The sequence below is a fragment of the Pseudomonas sp. MWU12-3088 genome (assembly GCF_023242405.1).
GTDB lineage: Bacteria > Pseudomonadota > Gammaproteobacteria > Pseudomonadales > Pseudomonadaceae > Aquipseudomonas > Aquipseudomonas kribbensis.
In genome coordinates, this window is record NZ_JALJEA010000001.1 from 1,071,059 (window position 1) to 1,091,320 (window position 20,262).

The 20,262-nt window shown below is 62.3% G+C and carries 24 protein-coding genes; 14 read left to right on the top strand and 10 right to left on the bottom strand.

Going from position 1 to position 20,262, the window contains the following annotated elements; translation table 11 throughout:
* Positions 1 to 47 precede the first annotated feature (47 nt).
* Complete coding sequence (locus M5B98_RS04830; protein ID WP_248742012.1) at positions 48 to 551, top strand: GNAT family N-acetyltransferase; 504 nt, start codon at positions 48 to 50, stop codon at positions 549 to 551.
* Between the two features lie 12 nt (positions 552 to 563).
* On the opposite strand, the gene M5B98_RS04835 is transcribed toward M5B98_RS04830, so the two are convergent.
* Complete coding sequence (locus tag M5B98_RS04835) at positions 564 to 935, bottom strand: hypothetical protein (protein WP_248742013.1); 372 nt, start codon at positions 933 to 935, stop codon at positions 564 to 566.
* Between the two features lie 127 nt (positions 936 to 1,062).
* On the opposite strand from M5B98_RS04835, the gene M5B98_RS04840 reads away from it, so the two are divergent.
* Positions 1,063 to 1,392, top strand: a complete 330-nt coding sequence (locus M5B98_RS04840) for a hypothetical protein (protein WP_047293552.1) — start codon at positions 1,063 to 1,065, stop codon at positions 1,390 to 1,392.
* Between the two features lie 131 nt (positions 1,393 to 1,523).
* Here the strand turns inward: M5B98_RS04840 and cynR are convergent, their stop codons facing one another.
* Positions 1,524 to 2,411, bottom strand: coding sequence for a transcriptional regulator CynR (cynR, locus tag M5B98_RS04845; RefSeq protein WP_248742014.1), 888 nt, complete (start codon positions 2,409 to 2,411; stop codon positions 1,524 to 1,526).
* Between the two features lie 120 nt (positions 2,412 to 2,531).
* Here cynR and cynS point away from each other — a divergent pair, with 120 nt between their 5' ends.
* From cynS to M5B98_RS04865, 4 genes are all read left to right on the top strand, one after another.
* Positions 2,532 to 2,996, top strand: coding sequence for a cyanase (gene cynS / locus M5B98_RS04850; RefSeq protein WP_248740851.1), 465 nt, complete (start codon positions 2,532 to 2,534; stop codon positions 2,994 to 2,996).
* An 83-nt stretch (positions 2,997 to 3,079) separates the two neighbouring features.
* A complete protein-coding gene (locus tag M5B98_RS04855) occupies positions 3,080 to 3,316 on the top strand; it encodes a DUF2790 domain-containing protein (protein WP_248742015.1) in 237 nt (78 codons plus the stop codon).
* Between the two features lie 12 nt (positions 3,317 to 3,328).
* Positions 3,329 to 3,988 (top strand): carbonic anhydrase, encoded by a 660-nt coding sequence (locus M5B98_RS04860; protein ID WP_119427328.1) that lies wholly within the window; start codon positions 3,329 to 3,331, stop codon positions 3,986 to 3,988.
* A gap of 171 nt (positions 3,989 to 4,159) precedes the next feature.
* The gene (locus M5B98_RS04865; RefSeq protein ID WP_248742016.1) at positions 4,160 to 4,933 is read left to right on the top strand and encodes an alpha/beta fold hydrolase; all 774 of its coding nucleotides are present in this window, start codon (positions 4,160 to 4,162) and stop codon (positions 4,931 to 4,933) included.
* 47 nt (positions 4,934 to 4,980) lie between these two features.
* Here the strand turns inward: M5B98_RS04865 and M5B98_RS04870 are convergent, their stop codons facing one another.
* Together M5B98_RS04870 and glsB are read right to left on the bottom strand one after the other, a co-directional pair.
* Positions 4,981 to 6,483, bottom strand: a complete 1,503-nt coding sequence (locus M5B98_RS04870) for an aldehyde dehydrogenase family protein (RefSeq protein WP_248742017.1) — start codon at positions 6,481 to 6,483, stop codon at positions 4,981 to 4,983.
* Between the two features lie 69 nt (positions 6,484 to 6,552).
* Positions 6,553 to 7,461: a glutaminase B gene (gene glsB, locus M5B98_RS04875; protein ID WP_085711458.1), complete on the bottom strand. Its 909-nt coding sequence runs from the start codon at positions 7,459 to 7,461 to the stop codon at positions 6,553 to 6,555.
* 241 nt (positions 7,462 to 7,702) lie between these two features.
* Between glsB and M5B98_RS04880 the strand changes: the two genes are divergently transcribed.
* Both M5B98_RS04880 and M5B98_RS04885 read left to right on the top strand, forming a co-directional pair.
* Positions 7,703 to 7,906 carry a hypothetical protein gene (locus M5B98_RS04880; RefSeq protein WP_248742018.1) on the top strand — a complete coding sequence of 68 codons (204 nt, stop codon included), beginning with the start codon at positions 7,703 to 7,705 and terminating at the stop codon, positions 7,904 to 7,906.
* 58 nt (positions 7,907 to 7,964) lie between these two features.
* Positions 7,965 to 8,480: a DoxX family protein gene (locus tag M5B98_RS04885; RefSeq protein WP_248742019.1), complete on the top strand. Its 516-nt coding sequence runs from the start codon at positions 7,965 to 7,967 to the stop codon at positions 8,478 to 8,480.
* A gap of 3 nt (positions 8,481 to 8,483) precedes the next feature.
* On the opposite strand, the gene M5B98_RS04890 is transcribed toward M5B98_RS04885, so the two are convergent.
* The gene (locus tag M5B98_RS04890) at positions 8,484 to 10,088 is read right to left on the bottom strand and encodes a L,D-transpeptidase family protein (protein WP_248742020.1); all 1,605 of its coding nucleotides are present in this window, start codon (positions 10,086 to 10,088) and stop codon (positions 8,484 to 8,486) included.
* 152 nt (positions 10,089 to 10,240) lie between these two features.
* Between M5B98_RS04890 and M5B98_RS04895 the strand changes: the two genes are divergently transcribed.
* From M5B98_RS04895 to M5B98_RS04910, 4 genes are all read left to right on the top strand, one after another.
* Positions 10,241 to 10,954, top strand: a complete 714-nt coding sequence (locus tag M5B98_RS04895) for a murein L,D-transpeptidase catalytic domain family protein (protein ID WP_085711462.1) — start codon at positions 10,241 to 10,243, stop codon at positions 10,952 to 10,954.
* Between the two features lie 167 nt (positions 10,955 to 11,121).
* Complete coding sequence (locus M5B98_RS04900; RefSeq protein ID WP_248740846.1) at positions 11,122 to 11,373, top strand: DUF2790 domain-containing protein; 252 nt, start codon at positions 11,122 to 11,124, stop codon at positions 11,371 to 11,373.
* Between the two features lie 19 nt (positions 11,374 to 11,392).
* Positions 11,393 to 12,064, top strand: coding sequence for a heavy metal response regulator transcription factor (locus M5B98_RS04905; protein ID WP_085711464.1), 672 nt, complete (start codon positions 11,393 to 11,395; stop codon positions 12,062 to 12,064).
* A complete protein-coding gene (locus M5B98_RS04910; protein WP_248742021.1) occupies positions 12,061 to 13,476 on the top strand; it encodes a heavy metal sensor histidine kinase in 1,416 nt (471 codons plus the stop codon). The genes M5B98_RS04905 and M5B98_RS04910 overlap by 4 nt, the downstream gene beginning before the upstream one ends.
* On the opposite strand, the gene M5B98_RS04915 is transcribed toward M5B98_RS04910, so the two are convergent.
* Positions 13,421 to 14,821, bottom strand: coding sequence for an MFS transporter (locus M5B98_RS04915; protein WP_248742022.1), 1,401 nt, complete (start codon positions 14,819 to 14,821; stop codon positions 13,421 to 13,423). The genes M5B98_RS04910 and M5B98_RS04915 overlap by 56 nt on opposite strands.
* Positions 14,822 to 14,924: 103 nt before the next feature.
* Between M5B98_RS04915 and M5B98_RS04920 the strand changes: the two genes are divergently transcribed.
* Positions 14,925 to 15,812: a LysR family transcriptional regulator gene (locus M5B98_RS04920; RefSeq protein WP_248742023.1), complete on the top strand. Its 888-nt coding sequence runs from the start codon at positions 14,925 to 14,927 to the stop codon at positions 15,810 to 15,812.
* Here the strand turns inward: M5B98_RS04920 and M5B98_RS04925 are convergent.
* Entirely contained in the window at positions 15,809 to 16,429 is a 621-nt protein-coding gene (locus tag M5B98_RS04925) for a cell wall hydrolase (protein ID WP_085711468.1), read from the bottom strand. The genes M5B98_RS04920 and M5B98_RS04925 overlap by 4 nt on opposite strands.
* Positions 16,430 to 16,630: 201 nt before the next feature.
* Between M5B98_RS04925 and M5B98_RS04930 the strand changes: the two genes are divergently transcribed.
* The gene (locus M5B98_RS04930; RefSeq protein ID WP_248742024.1) at positions 16,631 to 17,482 is read left to right on the top strand and encodes a CAP domain-containing protein; all 852 of its coding nucleotides are present in this window, start codon (positions 16,631 to 16,633) and stop codon (positions 17,480 to 17,482) included.
* 171 nt (positions 17,483 to 17,653) lie between these two features.
* On the opposite strand, the gene M5B98_RS04935 is transcribed toward M5B98_RS04930, so the two are convergent.
* Genes M5B98_RS04935 through M5B98_RS04945 form a run of 3 tightly spaced genes read right to left on the bottom strand, consistent with a single transcriptional unit; the run spans position 17,654 to position 20,242 of the window.
* Positions 17,654 to 17,806 (bottom strand): DUF2474 domain-containing protein, encoded by a 153-nt coding sequence (locus tag M5B98_RS04935; RefSeq protein ID WP_074688757.1) that lies wholly within the window; start codon positions 17,804 to 17,806, stop codon positions 17,654 to 17,656.
* Positions 17,793 to 18,809 carry a cytochrome d ubiquinol oxidase subunit II gene (cydB, locus tag M5B98_RS04940; RefSeq protein WP_248742025.1) on the bottom strand — a complete coding sequence of 339 codons (1,017 nt, stop codon included), beginning with the start codon at positions 18,807 to 18,809 and terminating at the stop codon, positions 17,793 to 17,795. Before cydB ends, M5B98_RS04935 begins: the two co-directional genes overlap by 14 nt.
* A 17-nt stretch (positions 18,810 to 18,826) precedes the next feature.
* Entirely contained in the window at positions 18,827 to 20,242 is a 1,416-nt protein-coding gene (locus tag M5B98_RS04945; RefSeq protein WP_248742026.1) for a cytochrome ubiquinol oxidase subunit I, read from the bottom strand.
* Positions 20,243 to 20,262 lie beyond the last annotated feature (20 nt).

The following is a 20,262-nucleotide window of genomic DNA, read 5'->3' on the forward strand; positions in this document are numbered from 1 at the left end:
CCCGCTGCGCGCTACTGTTTCTGCAGTGATTGTCAGGAGCCTGCGGCATGTCTGTCATCGAACTGCGCGTCGCCCGGCGCGACGAACTGGACACCATCGAAAACCTGATGCAGTTCTACACCTATGACTTCAGTGAGTGGCTACCGCTGAAGCTGGGCGGTCATGGTTTCTTCCCGATCCAGTTGAAGGACGATTACTGGCGCCAACCGGCAACGCGGCCGTTCCTGATTCACGTCGACGGCGAGCTGGCGGGGTTCGTGACCGTGGATGACCACCTCCTCATCGAAGGCGCCGACTACAACATCGGCTATTTCTTCGTCAGCCGACGCTGGCGTGGCCAAGGCGTCGCGCAGTTTGTCGCCTCTGCCCTCTTGAGCCATTTGCCCGGTCAATGGCAGATTTTCCATGTCGACGCCAACCTGCCTGCGCAGCGGTTCTGGGCCAGGGTGATCCCCGAGGTGAGCGGCGGCGACTTCACTCGCCAGCAGAAAAACGTAGACGGTTACCCCTGCACCTTCTACAGCCTGCGCAGCCCTTCTCACGCTGCCTGAACAGCCCTTTTCTCATTCCAGAATGACTTTGTCCGACAATATGTAGTGACCAAAAATAATCACTACAAAACCGTTGACGGCGTCGTTTGGCTTTTGCATGATGCAGACGTCTCCCCGATCGGGAGCACTGGCAACACGCTTGAGCAAGCTCGTCTGACCGCCGAGCTGTTTTTTCCGGATACACGCTGCCCACAAGGCAGATTGAAGAAGCTGACCTGGCCTGAACGTCCAGTACAAGGACGAGAAGCGCTGGCGAAAATTCTCAAGACGCTTGTGGTCGACCCTGAAAACGTCGTCAAGGAGCCTCCCGGTTTTCGCTGCTTCTCCTCGTTGTGACGCTATTGCGTAGCAGTTATTCAACACGACTACATGCAACAGACGCATGACCCCGTACTTCACACGGGCGACCGCTGACGTCCTGGTTTCGGTGCCAGGGATCAACTAACCGATGGGCTACCTGTATTAGCGAATCAACTTTGAAAGATCACCAGACTGGTCAAGGGGCAATATCATGAATCTGAACAATCAACCTACTATCGAAGAACTGGCTCGTATGTTCGCTGCGCAAAAAGACAGCCACGACAGCCATATTCTGTGGATCAGCAAGTCGGGTCAGGTCCATATCGACTGCCTGTCGCCCCATGCTGGTGAAGAAGAGTTCGACCGGAACAACCAGAACCTGCTGGCCCGCCTGAAGATGTACCGCCGCGGCCACGGCTATGTCGGCAAGAAAGCCGCGGCCGACAAGGACTTCATCGGTAATGTTCTGCAAACGCTGAAACAGGCGTGGGACTCGATGCAGAACAAGAACGAAGTCCGGGTGATTGATCGGTTCTGCTAAGTTGAAACTTCAATAAACAAAAGGGCCTGCTTCCGATAAGGAGCAGGCCCTTTTTTGTGTCCGACTCAATATTTCAGGTCGATGAATCTCGAACATTCACCTCGGTCAGTCCCCTCTCCCCTGGGAGAGGGTTAGGGTGAGGGGCTTCCCAGGCCTAGCGCGAGATTCATGAACGCCACCGCCGCCGCACTGTGATAGTTATTCTTGCGCCGCAACAACGCTGCCCCCCGCTGCGGCGCCTCACTCTCCACACGCAACCGGCGCAATGCCCGATCCTCGGTGGCGATCGCCTCCGGCAACATGGTCGCTAACGGCGCATGCCGGATCACTTCGAGCAAGGTACTCACCGAATTCACCTCGATCTGCACCTTGGGCGTGATGCCGTGTTGGCGAAAGTATTCATCGACGGACACCCGGGTGATGTAACCCGGCGCCAACAGTGCGAAATCAAGCTGCGCGATGTCATTCGGGCTCAAAACCCATGAGCTGTCATACAACGGATGCTCCCGCCCGACCATCACCCCCAGCGTCTCGACAAACGCCGGAATGCATTCAATGTCCGGATTGCGCACCGGGGTGAAGGCAATCGCGATATCCAGCGAGTCATCCGCCAGCCCCGCCTCGATGTCATCCATCGACAGCTCGAAAATCTCCAGATGAATCCCCGGATACCGCGCCACGAAGTCACGCACCAACGGCCCCACCAGATACGCCATGAACGTCGGGGTCATGGCCAGGCGCAGCGAGCCTCGGGACAGATCCTTCACGTCATGCAGCGCGCGCTTGCCCGCCTCCAGCTCCACCAGCACCCGCCGCGCACATTCGATGTACGCCTGCCCGGCATCGGTGGGTTTGACCGAGCGTGAGGTGCGATCGAACAGATCCACACCCAGGCTTTCCTCCAGTTGCCGGATCTGTTGCGACAGGGTCGGCTGCGACACGTGCAGCGCCTCGGCCGCCCGGGTGAAGCCGCCGTGATCGGCAACGGCCAGCAGGTATCGCAAATGTCGCAGCAGCATGGGGCTCTCCATCTATAGGCAGTGCTTATGCCTTGCATTGTATATCGGTCTTGGACGCTATGGATCAATCGGCAGAAGATGAACCCCACACAGCAAGCCAACCCCGAAAGGAGAAGCACCATGCAATCCCAAGCCTACAACGACAGCCGCATCGCCCTGACCACTCGTGCCCTGGATGCCAAGGCACAGAAAAACCTGTCGTGGCAGGACCTGGCCGACGGCACCGGCCTGAGCCTGGCCTACGTCACCGCCGCCCTCCTCGGCCAGCACCCGCTGCCAAAAGCCGCTGCCGAAGTGGTCGGCGACAAGCTTGAGCTGAGCACCGAAGACGTCGCCGCCCTGCAAATCATCCCGCTGCGCGGCAGCCTCGACGGTGTGCCGACCGACCCGACCATCTACCGCTTCCACGAGATGATCCAGATCTACGGCACCACCCTGAAGGCACTGGTTCACGAGCAGTTCGGCGACGGCATCATCAGCGCGATCAACTTCAAGCTCGACATCAAGAAAGTCGAAGACCCTGAAGGCGGTTCCCGCGCCGTGGTCACCCTCGACGGCAAGTTCCTCCCGCTGCGTCCGTTCTGATCCCTCCGGGCCCGCACCCCGCGTGCGGGCCCATCCAAACCTGAATTGCCAAGTCGTCACCCCATCTGTCTGGAGGCTGCCCCATGCAAAAAATCCTGCTATCCCTGGCCCTGCTCGCCGGCCTCGCCGTCCAGGCCCAGGCTGATGAAGAGGCCGTCGCCTATCGCTACGGCATGCAACTGGACATCGCGCAAGTCGTGAGCATCACCCCGGTGGCCGACATCTGCGGCGTAGTGCCGGTCGAGATGACCTACCTCGACAGCCACGGCGCAAAACACATTCTTCAATACAGCGAATTCGGTACCGGCTGTTCGAACTGAGAGGACAACACCATGAAAAACCTGATCGAAGGCTTCCTGAAGTTCCAGAGCGAAGCGTTTCCGCAACGCACCGAACTGTTCAAATACCTCGCCACGACCCAGACCCCGGGCACCTTGTTCATCACTTGCTCCGACAGCCGTGTAGTGCCCGAACTGTTGACCCAACAAGAACCCGGCGAACTGTTCGTGATCCGCAATGCCGGCAACATCGTGCCGTCCTACAGTCCGCACCCGGGCGGGGTTTCGGCGACGGTGGAATACGCGGTCGCCGTGCTCGGCGTCACCGACATCGTGATCTGCGGCCACTCCGATTGCGGCGCCATGACCGCCATCGCCCAGTGCAAATGCATGGATCACCTGCCCGCCGTCAGCGGCTGGCTGCAACATGCCGAGTCGGCGAAAGTGGTCAACGAATCACGGCCACACGCCAATGACGCCGCCAAGTTGAGTTCGATGGTGCGCGAGAACGTGATCGCGCAACTGGCGAACATTCAGACTCATCCGAGCGTGCGTCTGGCCCAGGAAAAAGGCTTGCTGAACTTGCACGGCTGGGTCTACGACATCGAGACCGGCTCCATCGATGCCCTCACCGCCGACCGTCGCACCTTCGTCTCGCTGGCCGAGCAACCGTCGACCTGCGCAGTGCATGGCCAAACGGTCAATGCCGCCTGAACCGAACGCCCCGCACCTGCCGGGGCGTTTGCTTTGTATCAGCGTGTAGCCAGCGCCCTGCCAGACACAGTTCCATGCACCCGCGCCGGGAGGCAGACACATCCCTGATACAGCGAACGCCTTGAATAAGCCCGAACGCCGCATCCTTCCTCCCGACACAAGGAACACCCGATGAACAAGTTGTTTGCAGGCTTGGCCCTCGCCACCGCCATGGCCGGCGCCACTTCGGCGATGGCTGCCGAGAAACCCACCGTGGTGCTGGTGCACGGTGCCTTTGCTGATTCCAGCAGTTGGAACGGCGTGGTGAAGATTCTGGAAAAGGACGGTTATCCGGTGATCGCGGCGGCCAACCCGCTACGCACGCTCAAGGGTGATGCGCAATCGGTCGCCGACGTGTTGGCCGGGATCAAATCGCCGGTGGTGCTGGTCGGTCATTCCTATGGCGGGCCGGTGATCAGTGAAGCCGCTTATGGCAATACCAACGTCAAGGCGCTGGTGTATGTGGCGGCGCTGGCGCCCGAAGCGGGTGAAACCGTGGCCGGGCTGGCCGGCAAATTCCCCGGAAGCACCCTCGGCCCGACCCTCGCGCCGCCCGTTGCCCTGAAGGACGGTGGCAAGGATCTGTATATCCAGCAGGACAAGTTCCACGACCAGTTCGCCGCCGATGTACCGAACGCCGACGCGAAACTGATGGCCGCCACCCAGCGCCCGGTCACCGAGGCCGCGCTGAACGAAGCGGCCAGCGAGCCGGCGTGGAAATCGATTCCGTCGTGGTTCGTGTACGGCGACAAGGACAAGAACATTCCGCCGCAAGCCATGGCGTTCATGGCCGAACGGGCGCACGCCAAAAAGACCGTGGTGGTCAAAGGCGCGTCCCATGTGGTGATGGTGTCGAATCCGAAAGCCGTGGCCAGCCTGATCGAGGCCGCCGCCACCGCCAAGTGATACAAAAACGCCGCGCCTGTCATTGCGACAGGCGCGGCGTTCTGGTTTTAGCGTTTTACGCCCAGATCGACCTGGGTCATGCGGCTGCGGACGGTGAACACACCGTCACCCGAAAGAATCGCGCTACGGGCAAACAGGCGACCGCTTTCCCAGTTCGAAAGCCCCAGTTCCGGCTTGTTCAGCGCGTACTGGCCATCGACCCAACGGGTAATCCCGTTGCCCACGAACGGCGCGTTGACCGCGCTGTAGAAACGCTCCTGAACGGCAGCGTCCTCGCTGATCAGCGACACGGTGAACTGCGGGCTGTAGCGGTTGAACAGCGCAATGGCCTGATCCAGATCGTCGACGATCATCAGGCTGGTTTCCGGGGTTTCTTCCCACTCCCACTCGTGGCCCAGTTGGGCTTCGGGCAGCGGCTCGGCCAGGGCTTCGGTCTGATAACCCTCGGCGCGATAGACCTCGACCGTCGCGTTCTGCCAGTCGCCCGGCAGGTAGCTTTCGCTGCCTTCGACGATGTGCAACTTGCAGCCCTGACCGCGCGCGGTGCCGGCCTGCTGCAAGGCATCGAGGAACAACGGCATCAGTTCGGCGGCACGGTCGCGCTGGATCAGGCAGACGTTCAAGGTGTTGCAGACCTTGCGATCCAGCGAATTACGCACCACGGCGGCAAAGCGTTTGGCGTCGGCATCACGATCAGCGATCAACCACGCGCCACCAGTGCCGTGCAGGCTGACGGCGGTGCCGGCCTGCTGGGCGATGCTGCCCAACTGGCTGACCGCACGGCCCGAACCACGGGCCACCGCCAGCGACAGACGCCGGTCGGCGAACATCGCCCAACCGGCGGCGTGGTTGACGCTCTCCACCAGCGACACCGCACCGGCCGGCAGACCGGCATCGGCCAGCGCCGGGTTCAGGGCGTGGGTGACAATGGCTTGCGCGGTGCCCAATGCATCGCTGCCTATGCGTAGCACGGCAGTGTTGCCGGTGCGCAGTACGCCAGCGGCATCGGCGAAAACGTTCGGCCGGCCTTCGAACACGAACGCGACGATGCCCAGCGGCGACACCACCTGCTCGACCTTCCAGCCGTCGTGTTCGACGCTGCTGATCACCTTGCCGCGAGTGGCCGGCGCATCACGCCAGGCGCGCAGGCCGGCGATCATGTCGCGGCGCATGCGCTCGTCAGCGAGCAAACGGGTGGTCGAACGACCGCGTGCCTTGGCCCGTTCGATGTCGGCGAGGTTGGCGGTTTCAATGAGTGCCCAGGCGTCCGGGTTTTCCAGCCGTTGAGCGAACAGATCGAAGAAGCGGCTGATCGCTTCATCCGACACGGCAGACATCGCGGTAAACGCCGACGCTGCACGCTCGATCGCCACCGAAGCTGCCTGCTGATCCACCACCGGAATCAGCAACAGCTCACCGCTCACCTGCTCTACCAACAGGTGGTCGCCGGGTCGGAAACGCTCGGCCAGTTCGGGGCTGACCACGGTGACGCGGTTACCGGCGAAAGGGATGGGCGTGCCAGCGACGAGACGTTCGAGCGCGAGAGACATGGAGCGGATTCACCATATAGAGGGCGGCCGGAAAATGTATAGCTTGCCCACCCTCAAAGCAACACAGGCTCAGAACACCGACCAGCCGATCCGCGAGCTGAGCATTTCCAGCGCCGCCATGCCCGCCAGCGAGTTGCCCGCCGCGTTGAGTTCCGGCGACCACACGCACACCGTGAATTGCCCCGGCACCACCGCGACGATGCCGCCACCGACACCGCTCTTGCCCGGCAGACCGACGCGGTAGGCAAAGTTGCCGGCTTCGTCGTACAGACCGCTGGTGGCCATGATCGAGTTGACTTGCTGGGTCTGGCGGCGGGTGAGGATCTGTTCGCCGCTGTGTTTGCAATAACCGTCGTTGGCCAGGAAGCAGAACGCCCGGGCCAGGTCGATGCAGCTCATGCGCAACGCGCAGTGGCTGAAATAGCTGCGCAGCACCGCTTCGACGTCGTTGTGGAAATTGCCGAAGGATTGCATCAGGTAGGCCATCGCCGCGTTGCGTGCGCGGTGCTGGTATTCGGAATCGGCGACCTTGCCGTCGACCATCACCTGGGGATTGCCCGACAACCGTCGTACGAAGTCGCGCATCGACAAGGCCGGCGCCGCGAAGCGCGACTGGTTGATGTCGCAGATCACCAGTGCCCCGGCGTTGATGAACGGATTGCGTGGGCGGCCGCGTTCGAATTCCAGTTGCACCAGCGAGTTGAACGGCTGGCCGGACGGCTCGTGGCCCAGGCGTTCCCAGATCGCCTCGCCGGAGTGTTCGATGGCCTGCACCAGGCTGAACACCTTGGAAATACTCTGCACCGAGAACAGCGTCTCGGCATCGCCGGCGCAATACATTTCGCCGTCGTTGCCGTACACGGCGATGCCCAGTTGATCGGGCGGCACGGTGCCGAGGGCGGGAATGTAGTCAGCCACCTTGCCCTGCCCGATCAGGGGCCGGACAGCGTCAAGGATCTCGTTCAACAGCGCTTGCATGCCGGGTCTCGAAGTCTCGCCCCATGGGATTGCGGGGACACGGTGGCTAGACGCTGCGCCCGCCGGCCGAATCACACCGCGTTCGTGTATCGCACTGTATACGGCGCAGGCCCGGACACACCACGAGCACAAATCCCCCCGCTGACGACACATCCCCGATACAGCCCGACGTTCAAATGAACCTGTCGATCGGCAACCCCGATCAAGCCTTTGAACTCACATTTCTTATCGGAGATTCACCATGACCAAGCTCGCGAAAACCTCCCTGACCCTCGGCCTGCTGCTGGCCGGTGGCCTGGCCCTGTCCAACGCCGCTTCGGCTTCCGAGGCGTTCAGCGTCAAGCAACTGGATCACGGCTACAGCCAGACTCAAGCGCAGGCCGACACCCCGGAAAAAACCTCGGAAGGCAAATGCGGCGAAGGCAAGTGCGGTGCCGGCGAATAACCCTCTGCACGGGGCACGCCGGTGCCCCGTTTTCCACTGAATTGAATGGAGTCGTACCATGACCACTGCTCTTTCGACCGCCGTCAAAGGCCTGCACCTGAACCTCGACCGCGCCGGCCAATGGCTGGCGCCGCTGACCCTGCGCCTGTTCATCGCCTGGGAGTTCTTCGAATCGGGCCTGGAAAAATTCAACGGCCAGAACTGGTTCGAAGACATTCAGGACCGCTTCCCGTTTCCCTTCGATCACTTGCCGGCGACGCTGAACTGGGAGCTGTCGATGTGGGCCGAGCTGATCTGCGCCCTGGCGATCCTGATCGGATTTGGCACGCGGATCTCGGCGATTTCGCTGATCGTGGTGACAGTGGTCGCCACCGCCGCGGTGCACTGGCCGGCAGACTGGTCGTCGTTGAGCGAACTGGCCCAGGGTTATGCGATCACCAACAAGGGCTTCGGCAACTTCAAGCTGCCGGCGATCTACCTGGCCGCGCTGGTGCCGCTGGTGTTCGCCGGGGCCGGCAAGTTGAGCGTGGATGCGTGGCTGGCGCGGTTTTTCTGGAAACGCGCCAGCCGTTGAGGATCAATGCGCCCGATCAAGTCCCGCGAGCAACGCGCTGTCGCGGCTGTAGATGTCCGGCGCGTAGAGCACGCGGCCCTGCCCGTCGACCTGTGCCGTCCAGTACGTCATGAGGATCGGCACCGGATTGCTCAGGCGAAACTCATGGGTGGTGCCGGTGGCAAGCAAGGTATCGGTGCGGGCTCTTTCCGCCGGGCTGAGCAGGAAGTCGCGCAGTTTCATCGGGTGCTCGACCCGTACACAACCGGAACTGAACGCTCGTGGTCCCTTGTCGAACAGCGCCTTGCTCGGTGTGTCATGCAGGTACACCGAGAACGGGTTGGGGAAGCGGATGACCATCTGCCCCAGCGGATTGCGCGGCCCGGCGTCCTGGCGCAGGAGGATATTGCCAGGGTTGTCCCAGTCGATATCGGCAGCGGCCAGCGGCTGGCCGTTGGCGTCGAGTACTTGCAGGTTCTGACGGCTGAGGAAAGTCTGGTCCTTGCGGATTTCCGGCAGCTTGTCTTCTTTCCAGATGGTCGGCGGCACGGTCCAGGTCGGGTTCAGCGTCAGGCGCGTGACCCGGGATTTGAGCAGCGGTGTCTGACGCTCGGCGCGACCGACCTGAGTACGGGTCTGCCACACCGGCTGACCGCCCTGGTACAGGGTCAGTTCGGCGGCGGCGACGTTGACCAGCAAACCATCGGGCTCCATGTCCTGGGCCAGCCAGCGGAAACGCTCAAGGTTGACCCGCAGCTGTTCACGACGGGTCAGCGGGCTGATGTTCATTTCGGCAATCGTCCCCGGCCCGACCACACCGTCAGCCTGCAACGAATGGTTGGCCTGGAAGCTTTTCACGGCTTCGACCAAAACACCGTGATAAGCGTTGTCCGGCGTGCCGACCACACTGCTCAAATAACCTTCGCTGTACAGCCGCCGCGCCAGCTCCGGCACACGTTTGTCTTCCATATCCGGGCGCAGCAGCGGCCCGTTGCCCACCGACTGCCAGTGCGGCAAGGCCTGCAGGCGTTGCGCGGCGTAGAGATGGCGCAGGTTCTGGTATTGCGCCAGGCGCGGGCGGGCCAGATCAAAGGCAGCGGCAACGTCATGCATGCCCGGCACGGCGATGGCGAGCAACTCCGCCTGACGGTCGCGGGGCGTATCGTCGGAATGCCACAACGGTTCGAAATGCGATTGCAGCAGACGACCGTAATGCAGGTCCTGCAGGGCCTGCAGATAATTGCGGCTGATGTCGATGTCGGCACACAGGTCGCCATCTTGCGGAACCGTGTCGGCAACCGGGTAGCGCTTGGGATTGAGGCCATCGTCGGCCAACAGCTGCAATTGCGCTTGCAAGGCCGGCAATTGTCCGGCCGACGCCCACACCGGCATCCAGTCCTGTTGCTGATAGAACGTGTGCAATTGGTCCAGCGCCGGGCCGCTGAGTCGCGCCGCAATCGCCGGACAAGCCTGAGGCAGGCTGATCAGCACGGCCTGCAACGGACTTTGTGGCTCGACAGGCATTTCGGCCGGCAGCGTCGGCAGCGCCGACAGAGGCTCATCGGCACAAACGACAAACGGCGCAGCGAGCAGACAAATGCTCAAGTAGCATGCGTACTTTTTGAACAACTGCTTTACTCCAATCCATGGCCGTCTTGATTGACGGTCAACCTTACATCAGGTGCGGTGATACAGTCAGGTCCGATTCGCGGGCCTGCCGGGGACGACTGGACGTCAGGAGCCAAAGTGCCAACCATGTAGCCAGTGAGGATTCACTTTAAATGTTGACGTTTTTGCGCCGACTTCTGCTGACTGCCGCTGCCCTGGGGCTGGGGACCAGTCAGGTTTTTGCCGCCGGCACCGCTTCGCCGGTTCTCTACAACAGCCTCGCCCACGCCGCTCCGGAACTCAATCCCCAGGCGCTGAAAGGCGCTTTGAACGCCATGCAATGCGCGATCAACAACGGCGCGAAACAGTCCCGTCACCTGGCGATCATCGATTATTCGCAACCGTCCACCGAGCGACGCCTGTGGATCTTCGACCTGACGCAGAAAAAACTGATCCTGCGCGACCTGGTTGCCCACGGCTCGAAGTCCGGGGACAACTTCGCCACCCGGTTCTCCAACCGTGAAGGCAGTTTTCAGTCCAGCCTCGGCCTGTTCCGCACCCAGGAAAGTTACGAAGGCACCCACGGTTATTCGCTGCGCATGGACGGCCTGGAGCCGGGCGTCAACGACATGGCCCGCGACCGCGCTATCGTGATTCACGCCGCCGACTACGTGAATCTGTTCTGGAGCAAACGTACGGGCCGCCTGGGCCGCAGTCAGGGTTGCCCGGCGGTGCGTCCGCAAGTCGCCAGACGGGTGATCGACAGCCTGAAGGACGGCCAGTACATGTTTTCCTGGTACCCGGACCAGCACTGGCTGAAGTCCTCGCCGTACCTCAACTGCCAGCCGCAGCAGATTGCGAGCATTCTCAGTACCCACGGCAGTTGAAAACAGCTGCGGTCAAAACAATCCCCTGTTCTCACAGGGGATTTGTGTTTTCAGGGTTTCATTACAACTTTGTCATTGAGTTGTCGGTTTGCCGAGCGGATCGCTCGGTAGCCTGAAGTTGTTCCGGCACACCTGCCGATCCACTTCACCGACACGAGTGACTCATCATGAAAACCCTGATCCTGGCCTTCACCGCCCTCCTCGCCACCGGTTCCGTGTTCGCTGCCGAAATGCCCGAGCGCACGGTCATTCACGACACCAACGGCTTCTACGTGCACCTGGATGTCGACAAAGTCCTCTCCAGCACCGATATTTCCCAGGCTTGCGGCGTCATTCCCGCACGACTGAACTACCTCGACCACCAGGGCCGCGAACATGTGCTGGACTACCAAGTGCAAGGCAGCGGTTGCACCAACTGACCAGTGAGGCGCAGTGCCCATGAATATCCTTGTCGTCGAAGACGAACCCAAGGCCGGCAATTACCTGCTCAACGGCTTGCAGGAACTGGGTTACAACGTGAGCCTGGCCCGGGACGGCGCCGACGGTCTGCACCTGGCGCTGGAACACGACTTCGACGTGATCGTGCTGGACGTGATGATGCCGAAAATGGATGGCTGGGAAGTCCTGCGCCGGCTGCGCAAGGAAGCCGACACGCCGGTGCTGTTTCTCACTGCCCGTGACGACATCGCCGACCGGGTCAAAGGCCTGGAGCTGGGCGCCGACGACTACCTGATCAAGCCGTTTTCCTTCGCCGAACTGGTGGCGCGCCTGCGCACCCTGACACGGCGCGGGCCGATCCATGAAGAAGAACAATTGCAGGTGGCCGATCTGCAGATCGATGTGCTCAAGCGCCGGGTCACCCGCGCCGGCAGCCGGATCACCCTGACCAACAAGGAGTTCGCCCTGCTGCAACTGTTCGCCACCCACGAAGGGCAAGTGCTGTCGCGCTCGCTGATTGCCTCCCGGGTGTGGGACATGAATTTCGACAGCGACACCAATGTGGTCGATGTCGCCGTGCGCCGCCTGCGGGCGAAGATCGACGATCCGTTCCCGCTCAAGCTGATCCACAGCGTGCGCGGCATCGGCTACCGCTTCGATACCCAGCCATGAAAGTCGCCGGTTCGTATTCCCTGACGCTGCGCCTGGCGCTGGTGTTCGCGGTGCTCGCCTTCGCGTCCCTGGCGGGCCTCGGCGCTGCACTGTACAACGCGCTGGATGAACAACTGACCCGCCGCGATGACATTCAGCTGGTCAGCCGCATCGATCAGCTGCGCACCATCCTCAACGATAGCAACACCCTGGAGCTGATCCAGAACAAACCGGCGCTGTTCCAGAATATGCTCGGCAACCGCGAAGCGCTGTTGACCATCGGCGCCCCGGGTCAGCCCCCCTTGTTCGTGGTCAATCCCAGCAATCTGACCCTGCCGACCGTACCCGCCGTGCCGATCAACCATGTGATGGCCCTCAACGATGTGCAACATCTGCCGAGCATCAACGGCGTGCCGTTCTCGGCGGTGGCGGCCAGTATCGACTCCGGCGATCAGGGCAATCTGCAAGTGCTGATCGGCAAGGTGATGAGCGAACGCACGGCGATGCTCGCCAGTTACCGGCTCAACGTGTATGGCCTGGCGTCACTGGCGGCGATTGTCCTGGCGCTGGTCGGCTGCCTGCTGGTGTATCGCGGCCTGCTGCCGTTGCGGCGGCTTGCCCGGCATGCCCACGGGATCGGCATCGCCAACCTCGGTGAACGCCTCGACCGCCACGGCACACCCCGTGAATTGCAGCCGATGATCGAAGCCTTCAACGCGATGCTGGACCGGCTCGACCGAGGGGTCACCCAACTGAGCCAGGTCTCCACCGACATGGCCCACGAACTGCGCACGCCGATCAACAACCTGCTCGGCGAAACCCAGGTCGCCCTGCAACAGAACCGCAGCGTCGAGGCCTATCAGCAGTTGCTCGCCTCCAACGTCGAAGAACTCGAACGGCTGGCGCGGATGCTCGACAACATGCTGTTTCTCGCCCGTACCGACCCGGCCAGTGCCTTGAGCCAGCGTCAGGAGCTGGACGCCTGCGATGAAATGCAGCGCATCGCCGATTATTTCGAAGGACTGGCCGCCGATGTCGGCGTCACCATCGAGGCTCGTGGTAGCGGCGTGATCTGGGCCGAGCCGATGCTGCTGCGCCGGGCCCTGGCCAATCTGTGCGCCAACGCGATCAAGTACGGCGCGACCGATTCGACGATGCAGGTTGAAGCCATCGCCGAGCCGGATGGCAGCTACCTGCGGGTGCGCAATCAGGGGGCGACGATTCCCCCCGAGCATCTGTCGCGGCTGTTCGAACGTTTCTACCGCGCCGATCCGTCCCGCGAGCGTTCGGCCCAATCCAACGGACTGGGCCTGTCGATCGTGGCGACCATCATGCAATTGCATCAGGGCCGCTACAGCGTCAGCAGCGCCGATGGCATCACCTGCTTTGAACTGTTCTTTCCTGCGCGGGAGACGCGAAACGCAGGTGTGTGAAGGCGCCGAGCCCGAGCGCCGCAAACATCAACGCCGCAGCAACGCCGAAGGTCATGTGCAAACCGCTCGCGATGACCGCGGCCGTTGCCCGGGTCGGATCTTCCGTGGTCAGGGCAAACACCGCGCCCATGGCCGCCGCCCCGGTGATCAACCCCAGATTGCGTGACAACCCGAGCATGGCCGAGACCACCCCGCGTTGATCCGGCCCGACACCCGCCATCAGCCCGGTATTGTTGGCGGCCTGGAACAGCGCATAACTCAATGCCACCACCGTTATCGGCAACACATAGGCAAGCAGTCCGAGACTCACCGGCAACAGCGCCAGCAAACCGCAACCGCAGGCCAGCCCGAGCAACGCACCCGGCACCATTCGCCGCGCCCCGAAACGATCCACCAGACGCCCGGCCGGTACACCACTGAACGCCGCCAGCAACGGCCCGACCGACAACACCAGTCCGACCTGAGTGCTGCTGAGACCCAAGCCTCGGCTCAGGTAAAACGGCCCGACCACCAGCGTGGTCATCATCACCGTGGTCACCAGCAAGGTCAGCGCCAGACTGCTGCTGATGCGTGAATCGGTGAACAACGACAAATGAATCAGCGGCGCCTTGCTCTTCTTCTCAATCAGGATGAACAGCCCCACGCCCAAAAGACTGATCAGCAACAACGTCCGGGTGAACCCTTCAACCGTCATCGCCAGTGCATAGGCCGCCAGCGTCAGCATCAGCACCGCAGTGCCGGGATAATCGAACACTACCGGCTTGCGTACGGTTCGGTCTTTGGGCAGGTAGCGATACACCAGCCATGCATTGAGCAAGCCTAACGGCACGTTGATCACAAAGATCGACTCCCAGCCGACATGCGCCATCAACAATCCACCAAGCGACGGCCCGAGGGTGGTGCCGGTGGCCGACATCGTGGCCAGCAACCCCATCGCGCTGCCGGCCCGGGCCTTGGGCACCGCATCGGCCACCAGCGCCACGGTCAACGCGAACATGATCGCCGCGCCCACGCCTTGCACCGCCCGGGCGCCGATCAGCCAGGCCAGGCTCGGCGCCAGTGCGCATGCAAGGGACGCGGCGGTAAAGATGCCGATGCCGATCAGCAGCAAGCGCCGCCGACCGAAGCCGTCACCCAGTCGCCCGACGCTGACAATCAAGGTGGTGACTGCCAGCAGATAGGCCAGCACGATCCACTGCACTTCCTGAAACGTCGCATCGAAGGCCGCCGCCAGGGCCGGCAGTCCGGCGTTGGCGATGCTGGTGTCCAGCGACGGCATCAACATCGACAGCGCCAGACTGGTCAGCGCCCAGCGGGCTGAAGGGCTCAGGGGTTCTCGGTGCATGGGGGGCTCACAGGGCAGAAGTCATGGGACATAGCCTGAGCCTCGACAATACAAGGCGCAAGACGCATGCTTTGCACTTGATACCTGCACGGAACGCCTTGTCATGAATGCACCGGATCTGAACCTGTTGATCACCCTCGACGTTCTGCTGAGCGAAGGCAGCGTCGTCCGGGCTGCCACGCGCCTGGGTCTGAGTCCGTCCGCCATGAGCCGGGCGCTGGCCCGACTGCGGGAAACCACCGGGGATCCGCTGCTGGTGCGCGCCGGTCGCGGGCTGGTGCCAACCCCGCGTGCGCTGGAGTTGCGCGACCGGGTCAGCTATCTGGTGCAGGAAGCCGAAGCGGTTCTGCGCCCGGCAGAAGTGCTCGATCCCGGCCAGTTGCGGCGCACCTTCACCCTGCGCAACACCGACGGTTTTGTCGAAACCTTCGCCGCCGCCCTGCTCGCCCGCATCGCCGAAGAGGCGCCCGACGTGCGTCTGCGTTTTGTACAGAAGGCCGACAAGGACAGCACCCTGTTGCGCGAAGGCCGTGTGGACCTGGAAACCGGCGTGGTCGACGACAGCACCGACCCGACGCTGCACAGTCGCATCCTGTTCCGCGATCAGTGGATCGGTGTGGTGCGTGAGGGGCATCCGTTGAGCAGCGGCAAGGTCAGCGCCAAACGCTTCGCTTCGGGCCAGCACATTCTGGTGTCACGGCGCGGACGCAGCAGCGGCCCGGTGGACGAAGCGCTGCTCGCCTTCGGCCTGACGCGGGACATCGTCACTTCGTTCGGCGGGTTTTCCGCGGCGCTGACACTGGTTCGCGAATCCGACCTGATCGCCACCGTCCCGGAACGCCACACCAGCAAACTGCGAACAGGTCTGTTCAGTTTTGCCCTGCCGTTGCGCATGCCGGACATCAGCGTGTCGATGCTCTGGCATCCGCGCATGGACGCCGACCCGGCACATCGCTGGTTGCGCAACTGCGTGCGGGAAGTCTGCGCCTAGCGCGCCTCCCCGTCCTTGGGTTTGTAGAACAGGAATTTCCCGGTCTCGGCGGTCTTGGTGTACTTCTTCGCCCAGCTCGGGTCGACGTTGTGGTCGTGGAAGTACAAAGCGCCGTGGGTGCGATCGGGGAGCTGACGGTTCAGGGCCTTGCCGGCAATCTCCTTGGCCAGCGCATATTCGGCGTCTTCCTTGACCTGATCCGACTTGCCGTCGCACCACCAGGAAAACTGGCAACTCTTGGTTTCCGAGCCTTGCTTGACCACCTCGCAAACGGTGCCCGGAAAACCGTCGTGACCGAGACGGTTCATCACCACATTGGCCACGGCTTCCATTTCCGCCGTGTCCTTGCCCTTGGCTTCCCAATAGATACTGCGTGCCAGGCAGGTGATCGGGTCGTCCAGCGGCGCGGTGCCGGCAGGGTCGACGGCTTGAACTTCTTTCGGGGTGATGGCTTCGGACTTCGGCGCCGGGGGCGCATTGGGTTTGTCGGCAGCCTTTTCTTCCAGCACCTCGGCTTTCGCTTCGGCCTTTTCCTTGATCGGTGCCTGATCGGTGGCCAGCACCGCGCCGCTTAGCAGGGTCAACACAAGACAACAGATCAGCCCGTGCAATTTCATGATCGTTTCTTCCGGCAGCGCCCGTTGCGGGCAAAGTGTTATGTGGCTGAGACGCCCGGTTTCCGGGGACTTCGCAGAGTGTAGACGGCGGAATCCGACGCAACGTTCCGTGCTGAAAACCACACAATGAAGAAAAAAGACATTGCACGACCCCGGGGCGTTTCGCGCATCATGGGCGCACTCAGCCCAAGGGAGATTTCCATGCGCTTCATGCCATCCGTTCTGCGATTCGCCGCGTTGTCCACGGGTCTGGCGCTGGCCGCTTCGGCCATGGCCAGTGACGAGTCGCAATTGATCGAGTCGATCAACAGCTACCGCAGCCAGCCGCAGCGCTGCGGTACCCAGGCATCCAGTGAATTGCCGCCGCTGTCGGCCGACCCGCGCCTGCATCTGCCGGCCAGTGGTGTCGTCGATCTGCAACAGGCCATGGCCAGCGCCAGCTACCCGATGGTCAACGTGCAGGCGATCACCCTCAACGGCCCTCGGGATGCGGCGGCGGCAATGAAGGCGATTCAGGAAAGCTTCTGTCAGGTAGTGCTGGATCCGCAGTTCGTCGATATCGGCGTCAGCCGCGCCGACCGTGACTGGCGCATCACCCTGGCGCGACCGCTGCTGTCGGCTCGCCTGGGCGACGGACAAGCCGAAGGCCAGAAACTGCTGACGCAACTCAACGCCGCCCGCAGCCAGCCGCGCCAGTGCGGCGGCCAGTCGTTCTCCGCGGCGGCACCACTGGCGTGGAACGCAGTGCTCGGCGGTGTTGCCCAGGATCACAGCCGCGAGATGGCCAACAACAACTATTTCGACCACAAGGACCGCAACGGCGGTACCCCCGGCGACCGTGCCGAACTGGCCGGCTACAGCGGCCAGCAGGTCGGCGAGAACATCGCCGCCGGGCAGGACACGGTGCAGAAAGTCGTCGATGGCTGGCTCGCCAGCCCCGGCCATTGCGCCAACCTGATGAACCCGCAGTACCGCGAAATGGGTGCAGCCTACGCCGTCGATCCTAAGAGCAGCGCCGGCATTTACTGGACGGCGATGTTTGGTGGCGAATGATGACTTGAATCCACCGCTGCCCCTGTGGGAGCGAGCCTGCTCGCGATGAGGTCATCACATCTTCATAGACTGAAAGATCGCTATCGCCAGCAGGCTGGCTCCCACAGGGGTTGTGCAGTGGATGCAATATGCAGGCAATAAAAACCGGAGCCAGGCTCCGGTTTTTTATGGTCAGTGGGTCCTCATCCCCGCCGCATACATCGCCAGTTTCAGCAGACTCGCCACCACCGCCAGCGAGACCACGCTGCCGGACCAGATCAGCAGCAGCCAGCCCAGACGTTTGTACCAGCGGCTTTTCACTTCACGCATTTCAATGGTAGCCATCGCCGATCCTCACTTTGCCGCGGAAGACGTAGTAGTTCCAGAAGGTGTACATCAGGATCACCGGCAGGATGAATAGCGCGCCGATCAGGGCGAACAACTGGCTGGTGGCCGGTGATGCCGCCGCCCACAGGCTGACCGACGGCGGGATGATGTTCGGCCAGATGCTCAGCGCAAGCCCGATGTAGCCGAGGAACATCAGCACCAGGGTGAACACGAACGGCCAGTGGGTGTGCCGCTGACGCAACGAGCGCAACAACCCGAACAGCGCCAGTGCCGCCAGCACCACCAGCCCGGCGAACACGGTCAGGTGTGCATGGTTGAACCAGCGAGTGGCCAGTTCCGGATGCAGTTGCAGCGTCCACGCGCCGATCACCACCACCATCGCCAGCAGCAGCCATGCCAATGGACGGCTGTAGTGACGCATCCGCGACTCGAGCATGCCTTCGGTTTTCACCAGCAGCCAGGTGCTGCCCAGCAAGGCGTAAGCGACCACCAGACCGACGCCGCAGACTAGCGGGAACGGTGCCAGCCAGTCCAGCCCGCCACCGGCAAACTGCCGATCCACCACCGGAATCCCGGCCACATACGCGCCGATCACCACGCCCTGGGAGAACGTCGCCAGCAGCGAACCGCCGATGAACGCCCAGTCCCACAGATGACGTTTTTCCGCTGGCGCCTTGAAGCGAAACTCAAACGCCACACCACGGAAAATCAGCCCCGCGAGCATGAAGATCAGCGGCAGATACATCGCCTCCAGAATCACTCCGTAAGCCAGCGGAAACGCGCCGTACAACGCCGCGCCGCCGAGCACCAGCCAGGTTTCGTTGCCGTCCCACACCGGTGCGACGGTGTTCATCATCACGTCGCGTTCCTGCTCGTCGCTGATCATCGGAAACAGGATCCCGAGGCCCAGATCGAAGCCGTCCATGATCACGTACATCATCACCCCGAAGGCAATGATCACGCCCCAGATCAACGAGAGATCGATACCTTGAATACCCATGACTCAACGCTCCTTTATCAGTGGACCCGGGTCGCGGATTCGAGGTTGTCGGTAACGGCCGAGAGTGGCCGGCGCGGGGTCTGTATCTGGGTGCCTTCAGGCGGGTGTTCGTGGTGCGGCTGCGGGCCTTTGCTCACGAGCTTCATCATGTAGCCGATGCCCACGGTGAACACCGAGCAGTAGATGACAACGAACAGCGCCAGCGAGGTACTCATCTGCGCCACCGAGTGATGGGACGCAGCGTCATGGGTACGCATCAGGCCGTACACCACCCACGGCTGACGCCCGACTTCAGTGGTGATCCAACCCGCCAGCAGCGCGATCAGACCACTCGGCCCCATCAGCAGCACCAGACGCTGGAAGCCGCGATGACGGTAGACCTTGCTATTGCGCCGCAACGCCAGGCCCAGCACACCGACGAGGATCATCAACATCCCCAGCCCGGCCATGACGCGAAAGCTCCAGAAGATCACGGTCGAGTTCGGCCGGTCTTCTTTCGGGAAGCTCTTGAGCGCCGGGATCTGCTTGTCGAGGCTGTGGGTGAGGATCAGGCTGCCGAGGTACGGAATCTCGATCGCGTATTTGGTCTTCTCCGCCTGCATGTCCGGGATGCCGAACAGCACCAGCGGGGTCGGTCCGTTGTCAGCGTTTTCCCAGTGGCCTTCGATGGCGGCGATTTTTGCCGGTTGGTGTTCCAGGGTGTTCAAGCCATGGGCGTCACCGACCACCGCTTGAATCGGCGCCACGATCAGCGCCATCCACAGCGCCATGGAAAACATCTTGCGCACCGGTTGGGTGTCGTTGCCGCGCAGTAAATGCCAGGCCGCCGAAGCGCCGACAAAAAACGCCGTGGCCACGAACGCGGCAATCGCCATGTGCGCCAGACGGAACGGGAACGACGGGTTGAACACGATGGCCAGCCAGTCCAGCGGCATCACCCGGCCGTCGACGATTTCGAAGCCTTGCGGGGTCTGCATCCAGCTGTTGGAGGCGAGAATCCAGAAGGTCGAAATCAGCGTGCCGATGGCGACCATCACCGTGGCGAAGAAGTGCAAGCCACGGCCCACGCGGTTCCAGCCAAACAGCATCACCCCGAGGAACCCCGCTTCAAGGAAGAACGCGGTCAGCACTTCATAGGTCAGCAACGGCCCGGTGATGCTGCCGGCGAAGTCGGAAAACCCGCTCCAGTTGGTGCCGAACTGGTACGCCATGACCAGACCCGACACCACGCCCATACCGAAGTTGACGGCAAAGATCTTCGACCAGAAGTGGTAGAGATCGCGGTAGGTGTCGTTAGCCGTTTTCAGCCACAGGCCTTCGAGCACCGCCAGGAAACTCGCAAGACCAATGGTGATCGCCGGGAAAATGATGTGGAACGAAACCGTGAACGCGAATTGAATTCGCGCCAGGTCCAGTGCCTCCAGGTTGAACATGATGATGTCCTCATCAAGGC

What these genes read in the sequence shown, in the direction of transcription:
- M5B98_RS04830 (WP_248742012.1), top strand. Translation starts at nt 48, where the DNA reads ATGTCTGTCATCGAACTGCGCGTCGCCCGGCGCGACGAACTGGACACC.
- M5B98_RS04835 (WP_248742013.1), bottom strand. Translation starts at nt 935, where the DNA reads ATGCGTCTGTTGCATGTAGTCGTGTTGAATAACTGCTACGCAATAGCG.
- M5B98_RS04840 (WP_047293552.1), top strand. Translation starts at nt 1,063, where the DNA reads ATGAATCTGAACAATCAACCTACTATCGAAGAACTGGCTCGTATGTTC.
- cynR (WP_248742014.1), bottom strand. Translation starts at nt 2,411, where the DNA reads ATGCTGCTGCGACATTTGCGATACCTGCTGGCCGTTGCCGATCACGGC.
- cynS (WP_248740851.1), top strand. Translation starts at nt 2,532, where the DNA reads ATGCAATCCCAAGCCTACAACGACAGCCGCATCGCCCTGACCACTCGT.
- M5B98_RS04855 (WP_248742015.1), top strand. Translation starts at nt 3,080, where the DNA reads ATGCAAAAAATCCTGCTATCCCTGGCCCTGCTCGCCGGCCTCGCCGTC.
- M5B98_RS04860 (WP_119427328.1), top strand. Translation starts at nt 3,329, where the DNA reads ATGAAAAACCTGATCGAAGGCTTCCTGAAGTTCCAGAGCGAAGCGTTT.
- M5B98_RS04865 (WP_248742016.1), top strand. Translation starts at nt 4,160, where the DNA reads ATGAACAAGTTGTTTGCAGGCTTGGCCCTCGCCACCGCCATGGCCGGC.
- M5B98_RS04870 (WP_248742017.1), bottom strand. Translation starts at nt 6,483, where the DNA reads ATGTCTCTCGCGCTCGAACGTCTCGTCGCTGGCACGCCCATCCCTTTC.
- glsB (WP_085711458.1), bottom strand. Translation starts at nt 7,461, where the DNA reads ATGCAAGCGCTGTTGAACGAGATCCTTGACGCTGTCCGGCCCCTGATC.
- M5B98_RS04880 (WP_248742018.1), top strand. Translation starts at nt 7,703, where the DNA reads ATGACCAAGCTCGCGAAAACCTCCCTGACCCTCGGCCTGCTGCTGGCC.
- M5B98_RS04885 (WP_248742019.1), top strand. Translation starts at nt 7,965, where the DNA reads ATGACCACTGCTCTTTCGACCGCCGTCAAAGGCCTGCACCTGAACCTC.
- M5B98_RS04895 (WP_085711462.1), top strand. Translation starts at nt 10,241, where the DNA reads ATGTTGACGTTTTTGCGCCGACTTCTGCTGACTGCCGCTGCCCTGGGG.
- M5B98_RS04900 (WP_248740846.1), top strand. Translation starts at nt 11,122, where the DNA reads ATGAAAACCCTGATCCTGGCCTTCACCGCCCTCCTCGCCACCGGTTCC.
- M5B98_RS04905 (WP_085711464.1), top strand. Translation starts at nt 11,393, where the DNA reads ATGAATATCCTTGTCGTCGAAGACGAACCCAAGGCCGGCAATTACCTG.
- M5B98_RS04910 (WP_248742021.1), top strand. Translation starts at nt 12,061, where the DNA reads ATGAAAGTCGCCGGTTCGTATTCCCTGACGCTGCGCCTGGCGCTGGTG.
- M5B98_RS04915 (WP_248742022.1), bottom strand. Translation starts at nt 14,821, where the DNA reads ATGCACCGAGAACCCCTGAGCCCTTCAGCCCGCTGGGCGCTGACCAGT.
- M5B98_RS04920 (WP_248742023.1), top strand. Translation starts at nt 14,925, where the DNA reads ATGAATGCACCGGATCTGAACCTGTTGATCACCCTCGACGTTCTGCTG.
- M5B98_RS04925 (WP_085711468.1), bottom strand. Translation starts at nt 16,429, where the DNA reads ATGAAATTGCACGGGCTGATCTGTTGTCTTGTGTTGACCCTGCTAAGC.
- M5B98_RS04930 (WP_248742024.1), top strand. Translation starts at nt 16,631, where the DNA reads ATGCGCTTCATGCCATCCGTTCTGCGATTCGCCGCGTTGTCCACGGGT.
- M5B98_RS04935 (WP_074688757.1), bottom strand. Translation starts at nt 17,806, where the DNA reads ATGGCTACCATTGAAATGCGTGAAGTGAAAAGCCGCTGGTACAAACGT.
- cydB (WP_248742025.1), bottom strand. Translation starts at nt 18,809, where the DNA reads ATGGGTATTCAAGGTATCGATCTCTCGTTGATCTGGGGCGTGATCATT.
- M5B98_RS04945 (WP_248742026.1), bottom strand. Translation starts at nt 20,242, where the DNA reads ATGTTCAACCTGGAGGCACTGGACCTGGCGCGAATTCAATTCGCGTTC.